12 protein-coding genes are annotated in these 12422 nt (G+C 37.7%); 11 read left to right on the top strand and 1 reads right to left on the bottom strand.

Annotation, left to right across the window (positions count from 1 at the left end; translation table 11 throughout):
• Positions 1–3: 3 nt before the first annotated feature.
• From ACFFIX_RS02255 to ACFFIX_RS02230, 6 genes are all read left to right on the top strand, one after another.
• On the top strand, positions 4–624 hold the full coding sequence (locus tag ACFFIX_RS02255) for a FadR/GntR family transcriptional regulator (RefSeq protein WP_378930057.1): 621 nt from the start codon (positions 4–6) through the stop codon (positions 622–624).
• A 141-nt stretch (positions 625–765) separates the two neighbouring features.
• Positions 766–1629 (top strand): acetyl-CoA carboxylase, carboxyltransferase subunit beta, encoded by an 864-nt coding sequence (gene accD, locus ACFFIX_RS02250; RefSeq protein ID WP_378930362.1) that lies wholly within the window; start codon positions 766–768, stop codon positions 1627–1629.
• Entirely contained in the window at positions 1623–2600 is a 978-nt protein-coding gene (gene accA, locus ACFFIX_RS02245) for an acetyl-CoA carboxylase carboxyl transferase subunit alpha (RefSeq protein ID WP_378930055.1), read from the top strand. Before accD ends, accA begins: the two co-directional genes overlap by 7 nt.
• Before the next feature lie 210 nt (positions 2601–2810).
• Entirely contained in the window at positions 2811–3770 is a 960-nt protein-coding gene (pfkA, locus tag ACFFIX_RS02240) for a 6-phosphofructokinase (RefSeq protein WP_378930053.1), read from the top strand.
• Positions 3771–3819: 49 nt separating this feature from the next.
• Positions 3820–5580, top strand: a complete 1761-nt coding sequence (pyk, locus tag ACFFIX_RS02235) for a pyruvate kinase (RefSeq protein ID WP_378930051.1) — start codon at positions 3820–3822, stop codon at positions 5578–5580.
• A 100-nt stretch (positions 5581–5680) separates the two neighbouring features.
• Complete coding sequence (locus ACFFIX_RS02230) at positions 5681–6067, top strand: FxsA family protein (RefSeq protein ID WP_378930049.1); 387 nt, start codon at positions 5681–5683, stop codon at positions 6065–6067.
• 21 nt (positions 6068–6088) lie between these two features.
• On the opposite strand, the gene ytvI is transcribed toward ACFFIX_RS02230, so the two are convergent.
• Positions 6089–7207 carry a sporulation integral membrane protein YtvI gene (gene ytvI / locus ACFFIX_RS02225; RefSeq protein WP_378930047.1) on the bottom strand — a complete coding sequence of 373 codons (1119 nt, stop codon included), beginning with the start codon at positions 7205–7207 and terminating at the stop codon, positions 6089–6091.
• Between the two features lie 124 nt (positions 7208–7331).
• Here ytvI and ACFFIX_RS02220 point away from each other — a divergent pair, with 124 nt between their 5' ends.
• The 5 genes from ACFFIX_RS02220 to ACFFIX_RS02200 all read left to right on the top strand — a co-directional run bounded on the left by ACFFIX_RS02220 (position 7332) and on the right by ACFFIX_RS02200 (position 12265).
• Positions 7332–7793 (top strand): DUF441 domain-containing protein, encoded by a 462-nt coding sequence (locus ACFFIX_RS02220; RefSeq protein ID WP_378930045.1) that lies wholly within the window; start codon positions 7332–7334, stop codon positions 7791–7793.
• A 372-nt stretch (positions 7794–8165) separates the two neighbouring features.
• Complete coding sequence (citZ, locus tag ACFFIX_RS02215) at positions 8166–9287, top strand: citrate synthase (RefSeq protein ID WP_378930043.1); 1122 nt, start codon at positions 8166–8168, stop codon at positions 9285–9287.
• A gap of 155 nt (positions 9288–9442) precedes the next feature.
• A complete protein-coding gene (gene icd, locus ACFFIX_RS02210) occupies positions 9443–10714 on the top strand; it encodes an NADP-dependent isocitrate dehydrogenase (protein ID WP_378930041.1) in 1272 nt (423 codons plus the stop codon).
• A gap of 44 nt (positions 10715–10758) precedes the next feature.
• Positions 10759–11697: a malate dehydrogenase gene (mdh, locus tag ACFFIX_RS02205; RefSeq protein ID WP_378930039.1), complete on the top strand. Its 939-nt coding sequence runs from the start codon at positions 10759–10761 to the stop codon at positions 11695–11697.
• A 91-nt stretch (positions 11698–11788) separates the two neighbouring features.
• Positions 11789–12265: a MaoC/PaaZ C-terminal domain-containing protein gene (locus tag ACFFIX_RS02200; RefSeq protein ID WP_378930037.1), complete on the top strand. Its 477-nt coding sequence runs from the start codon at positions 11789–11791 to the stop codon at positions 12263–12265.
• Positions 12266–12422: the final 157 nt, after the last annotated feature.

Below are 12422 nucleotides of genomic sequence, written 5' to 3'. Positions count from 1 at the left end.
TAAGTGACACCTCCACAAACGAAGATTTATGTTGAAATACTTCGCCAAATTCGCGAGATCATCGACCAAGATTCGCTTGTTTCGGGTGATAAAATTCCTTCTGAAAGAGAGCTTGCTGATAGGCTAAATGTCGGAAGGTCTTCAGTGAGGGAGGCTTTACGTGCACTAGAATTCCTAGGGATGATTGAAACAAAACGTGGTGAGGGGACGTATATTAAAGACTTCCGCGAGAACCATCTAGTAGAACTACTAGGTACGTTTATTTTGCAAGATCCCAAAGCTATTGCCGATTTATTCGAGATGAACTCCTTACTCGAAAAGAATGCGTTGCAATTACTACTAGAAAAACAAATCGAAGAAGAATTAAAAATGCTACAAAGTAGGATGGACACGACCACTTTATCACTCAATGAATTCATGGAGGAAATTGTAAGGGTGACTGACAATCATTTGCTGTATCGAATCTGGATGATCATTAATCAATACATGAGTGTTGTTTGTAAACGTGAGCATCAAGAATATCACTCCCAAATAACCTATTTATCTATCCTTCAAGGTCTTTTGGAAAAAGATAGTGAGTCTGTCTTCCGGTTGTATCAACAAATTCGGCTGAAAAAGGATTGAAAATTGTCGAAGAATCCATGACACCTTTTTACAATAAAAACGAAATATTTTCGTTAAACTAGTGAAAGTATTTTGTTTTAAAAGAATAATTTACTCTATTAATAGTAAAGATCAATCTATATGGAAGGGAAGGTACCATTTTTGTTAAAAGACATGTTTAAGAAAAAGATAAAATATGCATCCATTCCTTCAGAGCATGCGAAACAGGATGTCCCTGAAGGGATTATGACCAAGTGCCCAGGTTGTAAAAAAATCATGTATACGAAAGAATTAATCAAAAATTCAAAGGTATGCCTTAATTGTGGACACCACCATCAAATGAATGCTGTGGAGCGAATCAAAAGCTTAATCGACGAACATACCTTTACGGAATATGACAAAGAGATGGTATCGCAAAACCCTCTAAATTTCCCTGGTTACATGGAAAAAGTAGAAAAAGATCGTAAGAAAACAAATCAAAACGAAGCAGTTGTGACAGGAGAAGGAACGATAAACGGCAATCCAACTGTCGTTGCGATTATGGATGCTAGTTTCCGAATGGGAAGTATGGGTTCAGTAGTTGGTGAAAAAATAACAAGAGCGATTGAGCAAGCGAATGAAAAGGGATTGCCATTTATTATTTTTACTGCTTCAGGTGGAGCAAGAATGCAAGAGGGTGTGTTAAGCCTAATGCAAATGGCTAAGACAAGCTCTGCATTGAAGCTTTTTAGCAATAATAGAGGGCTTATTATCTCAATTATGACGCACCCAACAACAGGAGGAGTTTCAGCAAGTTTTGCTTCGTTAGGTGATTATAATTTTGCAGAACCAAAAGCACTTATCGGCTTTGCAGGAAGACGGATCATCGAACAAACGATTCGTGAGGAATTACCTGAAGACTTTCAAACAGCTGAATTCTTGTTAAAACATGGTCAACTTGATGCGGTCATACATCGTCACGAATTAAAAAATACGCTCTCAAACATCCTCGATATTCACCGAAATGGGGTTGGAAAGACATGGTAGGCGAACTAGAATTTGAAAAACCGGTGATTGAGCTTCGCAAGAAAATCACTGAATTAAAAGAGTTTACTCAACAGTCAGATGTGGACTTAACATCTGAAATTGAAAAACTTGAAGCACGTTTAGAAAAGCTAGAAAATGAAATCTATTCGATGTTAAGTCCTTGGAATCGAGTGCAAATTGCCAGACATCCTAGTCGACCAACAACACTTGACTACATTGAACAAATCTTCACCAATTTCTTTGAATGTCATGGTGATCGTTTTTATGGGGATGATGAAGCAATCGTAAGTGGCATTGCAAAATTCCATGGTCTACCAATAACAGTTATTGGTCACCAACGAGGTAAAGATACAAAGGAAAATATACGCCGCAATTTTGGTATGCCTCATCCAGAGGGATATCGAAAAGCATTGCGTTTAATGAACCAAGCAGATAAATTTAATCGACCTATTGTTTGTTTTATTGATACAAAAGGAGCTTACCCTGGAAAAGCAGCGGAAGAACGTGGACAGAGTGAAGCAATCGCACGAAACTTATTCGAAATGGCAGGTCTGTCTGTACCTGTAATCTGCATTGTTATTGGTGAAGGCGGAAGTGGGGGAGCTCTTGCGTTAGGAGTGGGAAATCACATACATATGCTTGAAAACTCAACCTACTCAGTTATCTCCCCCGAAGGTGCTGCGGCACTTCTATGGAAGGATGCTAGTTTAGCAAAAAAAGCAGCCGAATCAATGAAAATCACTGCCCCGGACTTAAAAGAACTAGGTGTAATTGACGAGATTATTACAGAGGTTAAAGGTGGAGCACATCGCGACATCGCACAGCAAGCAAGGAATATCGAAGAAGTGCTTAAATCTTCACTAAGAGAATTGCTAGAAATGGATTCTGATGCACTCATTCAACATCGCTATAATAAATATAAAAGAATCGGACAAGTATCGTTTGCTAAAGATTTACTTGGGGTAAAATAGAGTAACGTGCTATCCTCTTTAGGATACACGTTTTCTTTTGGTTTTTACATATTTCTTTCTCCAAAGTCAACAATTTATTGTATAATGTAAAAGGGAAAGAAAACGTGAATATTCGACAAAAGTCGAGTTCCTTGTTAATAGTTTATCCATATTTTATCTACTACCTGCAAATAATGTAAGACACTATATTGAAATTCGGGGTGAGGAATGATGAAGAGAATTGGGGTTCTAACGAGTGGAGGAGACTCTCCAGGTATGAACGCTGCAGTTCGTGCGGTTGTGCGAAAGGCAATTTATCATGATGTAGAAGTGTACGGAGTTTTCCATGGCTATGCTGGCTTAATTGAAGGACAAATTGAAAAACTTGAATTAGGATCCGTTGGTGACATTATTCATCGTGGTGGTACTAAGCTCTATACAGCACGTTGTCCTGAATTCAAAACAATTGAAGGGCAGAAAAAAGGGATTGAACAGTTAAAAAAGCATGGCATTGAGGGCTTAGTCGTTATTGGTGGTGACGGTTCATATATGGGTGCGAAAAAATTAACTGAGCACGGTTTTCCGTGTGTTGGAGTTCCTGGAACGATAGACAATGACATCCCTGGAACAGACTTTACAATTGGCTTTGATACAGCATTAAACACTGTAATTGACGCCATTGATAAAATTCGAGATACAGCGACATCACATGAGCGTACATATGTAATAGAAGTAATGGGCAGACATGCAGGAGATATTGCCTTATGGTCAGGACTTGCTGGTGGTGCTGAAACGATCTTAATACCGGAAGTTAATTATGACATGGATGATGTTGTCGCACGATTAAACCGCGGACACGATCGTGGGAAAAAGCATAGCATTATTATCGTTGCTGAAGGTGTCGGAAGTGGCGTTGAATTTGGGAAAAAGATTGAGGAAGCAACTTCACTTGAAACCCGAGTTTCGGTACTCGGTCATATCCAACGTGGAGGATCCCCGACTGCTTTTGATCGCGTGTTAGCTAGCCGTTTAGGTGCTTTTGCTGTTGAACTGATTTTACAAGGCAAAGGTGGACGTTGTGTTGGTATTCAAAGTAATCAACTTGTCGATCACGATATTTTAGAAATTCTTGATCGCAAACATACAGTCGATCAGAGCATGTATCAATTATCACAAGAACTATCAATCTAACCAATAGAGAATGGAATTGATTCCATAACTTTTAACTGGAGGAAAAATAATGCGTAAAACTAAAATAGTTTGTACAATTGGACCTGCAAGTGAATCCGTTGAAATACTTACTGAACTTATTGAGTCTGGGATGAATGTTGCGCGACTTAACTTCTCACACGGAGATTTTGAAGAACATGGTGCCAGAATTAAAAATATTCGTGCTGCTGCTGAAAAGTTGAATAAAAATGTAGCGATTCTTTTAGATACAAAAGGACCTGAAATTCGTACGAATACAATGGAAAACGGTGCAATTGAATTGGTTGCTGGTTCGGAAATTATTATTTCGATGACAGAAGTAGTAGGTACACTAGAAAAGTTCTCAATTACATATGAAGGATTAATTGAAGATGTACACCCTGGGTCAATCATTTTATTAGATGACGGATTAATCGGCTTAGAAGTAATTGATATTGACTTTTCTAAAGGTGAGATTAAAACAAAAATCCTAAACAGTGGAACATTAAAAAATAAAAAAGGTGTGAATGTTCCAGGTGTAAGTGTGAAACTTCCTGGAATTACTGAAAAAGATGCAAAAGATATCGTTTTTGGAATTGGGCAAGATGTAGACTTTATCGCTGCATCATTTGTACGTCGTGCAACAGATGTTTTAGAACTTCGTGAGCTTTTAGAAGAACATGGTGCCGCACATATTCAAATCATCCCTAAGATTGAAAATCAAGAAGGGGTAGACAATATTGATTCAATCTTGGAAGTGTCTGATGGCTTGATGGTAGCTCGTGGAGATCTAGGAGTAGAAATTCCAGCCGAAGAGGTTCCGCTTGTTCAAAAGGAATTAATTAAAAAATGTAATGCAGTAGGTAAGCCGGTTATTACTGCTACTCAAATGCTAGATAGTATGCAACGTAACCCACGTCCAACTCGTGCAGAGGCAAGTGATGTTGCAAATGCGATTTTTGATGGAACAGATGCAATTATGCTATCTGGTGAAACTGCTGCAGGTTCATATCCAGTAGAAGCAGTTAAAACGATGAATAACATCGCGGCGCGTGCCGAAACAGCTCTTGATTACAAACAAATTTTATCAAAACGCAGTGAGCAAGCAAATACAACCATTACAGATGCAATCGGTCAGTCTGTTGCACATACAGCTTTAAATTTAGGTGTTGCAGCAATCGTGACTCCAACAGAGAGTGGACATACGGCTCGAATGATCTCAAAATACCGTCCAAAAGCACCAATTGTTGCGGTAACTTCATGTGAATCTGTTTCACGTAAGTTAGGCCTTGTTTGGGGAGTGTATCCTCGTAACGGTCAACCTGCAAACTCAACGGACGAAATGCTCGATCTTTCTGTTCAAGAGGCAATCAACAGTGGACTTGTCACTCATGGTGATTTAGTTGTCATAACAGCAGGAGTTCCTGTGGGTGAAGCTGGTACAACGAACATAATGAAAGTTCATGTAGTAGGTGATGTTATCATTAAAGGCCAGGGTATCGGACGAAAAACGGCTTTTGGTAAAGTTGTCATTGCTAGTACTGGAAAAGACGCACTTGATAAAATGACACAAGGTGCAATCCTTGTATCACAAAGCACGGATCGCGATATGATGGGGGCTCTTGAAATGGCTTCAGCACTTGTAACTGAAGAAGGCGGCCTAACCAGTCATGCAGCAGTTGTCGGCTTAAGCCTTGGAATTCCTGTCATTGTTGGAGTAGAAGATGCGACAACAATCCTTAAGGATGGCCAAGATATCACGGTTGACTCAGTTCGTGGCGTAATTTATGAAGGACACGCTAGCGTACTTTAATCTATAGTATTATGAACAGACTTCGAGGAGGGTTTTCCCTTCTCTTTTCTATTTATATTGAATATACTAAGGTACATGGAAGGTAGAAAGAGGTGGGCTAGTGCGTTTATTACTTTTACTCATTATCGTAGTTCCAGCTTTAGAAATCGGAGTATTAATCCTTTCCGGGAAAACGTTTGGAGTAATTCCAACAATTCTAATAATCATCTTAACTGGAGTTATAGGAGCTTGGCTTGCAAAACAACAAGGCATGGAAACTTTGCGACGAGCACAACAACAAATGCAGTATGGAAGAATACCAGGAGACTCGATTATAGACGGAATTTGTATTCTTGTAGGTGGAGTCCTTCTTTTAACACCTGGATTTTTTACAGACCTTTCCGGGCTTTTGCTTCTACTACCAATTAGTAGAAATAGGATCAAACCGCTTATTCAACGAATCATCCGTAAACTAATTGAACGAAACCAAATAACGATTATTCGATAAATTTTTAGGAGGGACTAATTTCTAGTCCCTCTTTTCAACTATAAAATTCCATGTATCACGATAAACACCTGCTTCATGAAGTGTTTTGAGAACAACTAGTACAACAGGTCCAAGGATTAGCCCAAGAAATCCAATCAATTTGAATCCAATAAATAAGGCGACTAGCGTGGCAAGAGGATCTAAGCCAATGCTTGATGAGAGTACTTTTGGTTCCATAATTTGACGTTGCAGCAGGACGACAATATACAAAACTCCAAGACTAATTGACAATGGGATATTTCCGCTTAATGCTAAATAGATAATCCATGGTAAAAAGATTAAACCTGTCCCTAAATAAGGGAGGAGGTCAACTAAACCGATAATCATGGCAATTGTAATGGCATAGTCGACACGAAGCACGAGAAGTCCTATTAATACGATGATGGCTGTGATGCTTATAAGTGTTGCTTGAGCACGTATGAACCCTATTAATGCTTTCTTTAATTCTTTAAGTACCGTTCTACCACTCTTTTTCGCTTTTGCAGGTAAAACAGTTTGAAGTGCTGCTTTAAATTTATACCAATCTTTACTTATAAAAAAAGTCGCCAACAATGAAAACACGATAACCGTTGCAGCGTCAGGTAACCAACTTATGATGGCTGGAATATTTTCTAAGAAACTTTTTATGAATTCACCAACACTTGAGGCGATTCTTTCTCCTACGTTCTCAATGTTACTCACAATTGATTCTTGTTGATTTGATTCGAGATTGTTAAACATGTTTGTTAATTGATTATATAGTGGGATAATTTGATTAGCGAATAACGTTTCGAGATAAACAATAAGTTTTTCGAAATGACTAGGTACGACTTTTGCTAAGTATGTGGACCCTGAGACAATTTCAGCAATTAAAAGGGTTAATATTCCTGCTATAAGTGAAAATAGAATCGTAATACTTAAGAAAACCGCTAAGCCACGTGGCAATTTTCCTATTCTCTCAAAAGCATTAACAATAGGGTTGATTAGAAAAGCAGTACATATCGCTATAATAAACGGATACGTTAAGGTTGAGAGATAGTAACAAGCTAAGAACCCTAGAAAAACTGACCCCACGATGAATAGAAGTCTTAGAGAGCTATATAAAAAGTGTAAATTAAACATCTTATCCTCCTTTTTACAGGGTCTTTCACACTGTATTATAGAGTTTATTATCAGTAGTCCAAGTTTATGAAAATGAATACAAATTCCTTTTAAGAAAACAATTTTGAAAGGGGGTAGTAGTTATATGTTAAATCAAGCAACTGTTTTTTTACTGATTCTACTCGGAATTGGAATAATTGCTAAAAATCAATCGCTTATCTTTGCGGTTGTTTGTTTAATTGTTATAAAACTAGTCGGTTTAGAGAGTAAGCTGTTTCCTGTTATCGGATCTAAGGGAATTAATTGGGGAGTGACGATTATCACAATCTCCGTTCTTGTTCCAATCGCAACCGGGGAAATAGGATTTAAACAATTAGGAGAAGCGGCAAAATCCTCATATGCATGGATCGCCCTAGGAGCTGGAATTGTAGTCGCATTAATCGCAAAGAATGGACTTACTTTACTAGCAGAAGATCCCCATATTACAACAGCTATTGTATTAGGAACGATTTTAGCTGTTGCTTTATTTAATGGAGTTGCTGTAGGCCCACTAATTGGAGCAGGTATTGCCTACCTAGCAATGAAGTTTATGAACCTATTCAATTAATCTAAAATATCCATAAGTATCACAGATGAACATACATTACTATAACAATTTTAATGAATTGGCATGATATAGTTATATAGCAAGGTGGAAAAAAGAATTGAAATCTTTTAAAAAACACTTTTCTAACAAATTTTTTTTTCGGATTGAGTTCTTTCCATTCACAAAGTTCTGATAATTGTTTATAATAGGTGTAGGGATACTACTATCTAAGCTTGTTCTTTTATAAAAGCCACAAATGATAATAGTTGTGGCTATTCTATTAACTGTAAATGTAAGCATTTACTTTTTGAAGGCTTGCATATGAGCAAGCGCTCAGTTTCTTTAATTTTTACTAGTTAAGCAGAGGAATTATTAATAAAGGAGAGGGTTAGTATGACAGCAACACGCGGGCTTGAAGGGGTAGTAGCTACTACTTCGTCAGTAAGTTCAATCATTGACGATACTCTTACATATGTCGGCTATAACATTGACGACTTAGCAGTACATGCGAGTTTTGAGGAAGTAATTTATTTATTATGGCATCTAAAACTACCTACAAAACAACAATTAGCAGAAGTGAAACAACAACTTGCTGAGAACGCAAAGATTCCACAAGCAGTCATTGAACATTTCAAATCGTATGATATTGATTCAGTGCATCCAATGGCCGCACTTCGAACAGCTGTGTCATTACTTGGTTTATTTGACGAGGAAGCAGATGTGATGAATCCTGATGCGAATTACCGAAAAATGATTCGTCTTCAAGCACAAATCCCTACAATCGTGACAACCTTTGCTCGCGTTCGTAAAGGATTAGATCCAATCACTCCACGAACTGATTTAACAATGGCAGCAAACTTTCTTTATACACTAACCGGGGAAGAGCCTAGCGAGATAGCTGAAGAAGCATTCAACAAAGCACTTGTTCTACATGCTGATCATGAATTGAATGCGTCTACCTTTACTGCCCGTGTTTGTGTGGCCACATTGTCTGATGTTTACTCTGGTGTTACTGCAGCAATCGGTGCACTTAAAGGGCCATTACATGGTGGAGCTAATGAAGCGGTAATGAAGATGCTAACTGAAATAGGAGAAGTTGAAAACGCAGAATCATATATTGGTGAAAAGCTTTCAAATAAAGAAAAAATCATGGGCTTCGGTCACCGCGTCTATCGTAATGGCGACCCAAGAGCTAAACACTTAAAAGAAATGTCTGAAAAACTATCAAAATTAACAGGTGAATCTAAGTGGTATGAAATGTCAGCGAAGGTTGAAGAAATTGTTACTTCTGAAAAACCACTTCCACCAAACGTAGACTTCTATTCTGCGTCTGTTTATCACAGTTTAGGTATTGACCATGACTTATTCACACCAATCTTTGCAGTAAGCCGTGTCTCAGGCTGGTTAGCTCATATTCGTGAACAATATGAAAATAACCGTCTAATTCGCCCACGTGCAGATTACACTGGACCTGATATGCAGGTTTACGTTCCATTAGAACAACGCGGCAAATAAGAGGATATTTTAACGCTATTCTTGCATATTACAAATACTTATGAAAAACTTATAATTGAATGTCTACTTTTCATTATAAAATGTGAAAAGTAGACACATCACCATGACTAAAAACTTAAGTAATAATGGTGAATACATATTCGGGAGGAATAATCATGACACAAGGCGAAAAAATTACAGTTTCAGGTGGAGTATTAAACGTTCCAAACAATCCAATTATCCCATTTATTGAAGGTGACGGAATTGGTCCAGATATTTGGGCTGCCTCGTCTCGCGTTTTAGAAGCTGCTGTTAAAAAGGCATATAACGGTGAAAAATCAATCGTATGGAAAGAAGTATTAGCTGGAGAAAAAGCATTCAATCAAACAGGCGAATGGCTACCAAGTGAAACATTGGATTTAATTCGTGAATATTTTATTGCAATTAAAGGACCTTTAACAACACCTGTTGGTGGTGGAATTCGTTCACTTAATGTTGCACTTCGTCAGGAACTTGACTTGTTTACATGTTTACGTCCAGTTCGTTATTTCACTGGTGTACCTTCTCCAATTAAACGTCCTGAAGATACCGATATGGTTATTTTCCGTGAAAACACTGAAGATATTTATGCAGGAATTGAGTATGCACAAGGATCAGAAGAAGTTCAAAAGCTTATTTCTTTTCTTCAAAATGAAATGGGTGTAACCAACATTCGTTTCCCTGAAACATCTGGAATTGGAATTAAGCCTATTTCTTCAGAAGGAACACAGCGTTTAGTGCGCGCGGCAATTAATTATGCAATTAAAGAAGGCCGTAAATCAGTGACAATCGTTCATAAAGGGAATATTATGAAATTCACTGAAGGTGCCTTCAAAAACTGGGGTTACGAATTAGCTGAAAAAGAATTCGGAGATCAAGTATTTACTTGGGCTGAATATGACAGAATCGTAGAAACAGATGGAAAAGACGTAGCAAATCAAGCACAAGCGGACGCTGAAGCTGCTGGTAAAATCATTATCAAGGATTCCATTGCTGATATCTTCTTACAACAAATTTTAACTCGTCCTCGCGAATTTGATGTAGTGGCAACAATGAACTTGAATGGCGATTATATTTCAGATGCACTTGCTGCACAAGTTGGTGGAATTGGCATAGCTCCAGGAGCAAACATTAACTATGAAACAGGACATGCTATTTTTGAAGCAACTCATGGTACAGCACCAAAGTATGCTGGATTAGATAAAGTGAATCCTTCATCTGTTATCCTTTCTGGTGTATTAATGCTTGAACACTTAGGTTGGAATGAAGCAGCGAAATTGATCACTGATTCAATGGAAAAATCAATAGAATCTAAAGTTGTAACATATGACTTTGCTCGCCTGATGGAAGGTGCAAAAGAAGTAAAATGTTCTCAATTTGCAGATGAATTAATTAAAAACATGGGTTAATCTTCAGTTACTAAACTAGGATACTAACTAAGGGGATGTTAATAATGGGTATGAAACGTAAAAAGGTTTCTGTTATTGGTGGTGGTTTCACTGGAGCAACGACAGCGTTTTTACTAGCTCAAAAAGAACTTTCAGATGTTGTTTTAGTTGATATTCCACAAATGGATAACCCTACTAAAGGGAAAGCATTAGATATGCTCCAAGCAAGTCCTGTTCAAGGGTTTGATGCAAATATTATCGGTACATCTAGCTACGAAGATACTGCAGACTCTGACATCGTTGTCATCACAGCAGGTATTGCGAGAAAGCCTGGTATGAGTCGTGATGATCTTGTCCAAACAAACGCAAAAATTATGAAAAGCGTAACAAGTGAGATTGTAAAATACTCACCAAACAGCATCATTATTGTCTTAACAAATCCTGTAGATGCAATGACTTATACTGTATATAAAGAATCTGGCTTCCCGAAAGAGCGTGTTATTGGACAATCAGGCGTGCTAGATACAGCTCGTTTCCGTACATTTGTTTCTCAGGAACTAAACCTTTCTGTTAAAGATGTAACTGGATTTGTATTAGGTGGACATGGAGATGACATGGTACCACTAGTGCGTTATTCTTATGCAGGAGGAATTCCTCTAGAAACATTAATTCCTAAAGATCGTTTAGATGCGATCGTGGAAAGAACACGTAAAGGCGGCGGGGAAATTGTTAATCTACTAGGAAACGGTAGTGCTTATTATGCACCTGCAGCGTCTTTAGTAGAAATGGCTGAAGCAATTTTAAAAGACCAACGTCGCGTCATTCCTACGATTGCTTACCTAGAAGGTGAGTATGGATATGACGGTATCTATCTAGGTGTTCCTACAGTGTTAGGTGGCAACGGTATAGAGCAAATCATTGAACTAGAACTAACAGAAAACGAGAAAGCTGCTCTTTCTAAGTCAGCAGAATCCGTGAAAAACGTTATGAAAGTTTTATCATAAATTTTAATGAAAGAAAATTGGGGAGCTCCTCAATTTTCTTTTTACTACTAAATGTAACCGTTTTCAACAGTAAAGAAAGGGGTGCACGAAAATGTTGCTAGGAAAAAAGAGAAAGCTCGGAAGGCATATTGAGGAGATATCTGTAGGTGAAAAACTAACACTCACTGAATCGATAGAGGACAAAGATTTATTACTCTATCTTGGCTTAACAAACGATGCAAACCCTTTATATATTCAGCATGACTATGCATCACAAACACCCTATGAAAAGCCAATCGTTCCAAGCATTATGCTAACAGGAATAATTACTTCAGCCATATCGAAGTATTTACCTGGACCGGGAAGTCATATTATTAAGCAAGATTTATCATTTCTTTTACCTGTATGTCATTATAGTGTCATTCAATTCTTCTTTGAAGTTAGTCAAGTTAAAGCAACATCAAACGAAATCGTAGTTGACGTATATGCACGAAATGACAAAGAGGAAACAGTAATTGATGGGAAAATTACTGTATGTCCGCCATGCAAGCTTTCATCAATGGATGGTCAAGCTCTCGAAAATTTTTAATCGCTACATTCAATCATTTTTAATGTAAAAAGCACAAAAGAAAGAACTCTTAGGGGTTCTTTATTCTTTTGTGTTTTTTTATTCCCTCCATATCGTCTATAATAGAATTAAAAGATGAAAAATTTGGCTGTAATAGATGAAGGTAAAATGTAACCTT

The sequence above is a fragment of the Metabacillus herbersteinensis genome (assembly GCF_042433335.1).
Lineage (GTDB): Bacteria > Bacillota > Bacilli > Bacillales > Bacillaceae > Metabacillus > Metabacillus herbersteinensis.
The sequence above is the reverse complement of the archived record's forward strand: the minus strand, read 5'-3'. Positions and strand labels throughout refer to the sequence as shown.

Bases quoted from the DNA above. Each gene is read 5' to 3' on its own strand.
- accA (WP_378930055.1), top strand. From the start codon at position 1,623: ATGGTAGGCGAACTAGAATTTGAAAAACCGGTGATTGAGCTTCGCAAG.
- pfkA (WP_378930053.1), top strand. From the start codon at position 2,811: ATGAAGAGAATTGGGGTTCTAACGAGTGGAGGAGACTCTCCAGGTATG.
- pyk (WP_378930051.1), top strand. From the start codon at position 3,820: ATGCGTAAAACTAAAATAGTTTGTACAATTGGACCTGCAAGTGAATCC.
- ytvI (WP_378930047.1), bottom strand. From the start codon at position 7,207: ATGTTTAATTTACACTTTTTATATAGCTCTCTAAGACTTCTATTCATC.
- ACFFIX_RS02220 (WP_378930045.1), top strand. From the start codon at position 7,332: ATGTTAAATCAAGCAACTGTTTTTTTACTGATTCTACTCGGAATTGGA.
- citZ (WP_378930043.1), top strand. From the start codon at position 8,166: ATGACAGCAACACGCGGGCTTGAAGGGGTAGTAGCTACTACTTCGTCA.
- icd (WP_378930041.1), top strand. From the start codon at position 9,443: ATGACACAAGGCGAAAAAATTACAGTTTCAGGTGGAGTATTAAACGTT.
- mdh (WP_378930039.1), top strand. From the start codon at position 10,759: ATGGGTATGAAACGTAAAAAGGTTTCTGTTATTGGTGGTGGTTTCACT.
- ACFFIX_RS02200 (WP_378930037.1), top strand. From the start codon at position 11,789: ATGTTGCTAGGAAAAAAGAGAAAGCTCGGAAGGCATATTGAGGAGATA.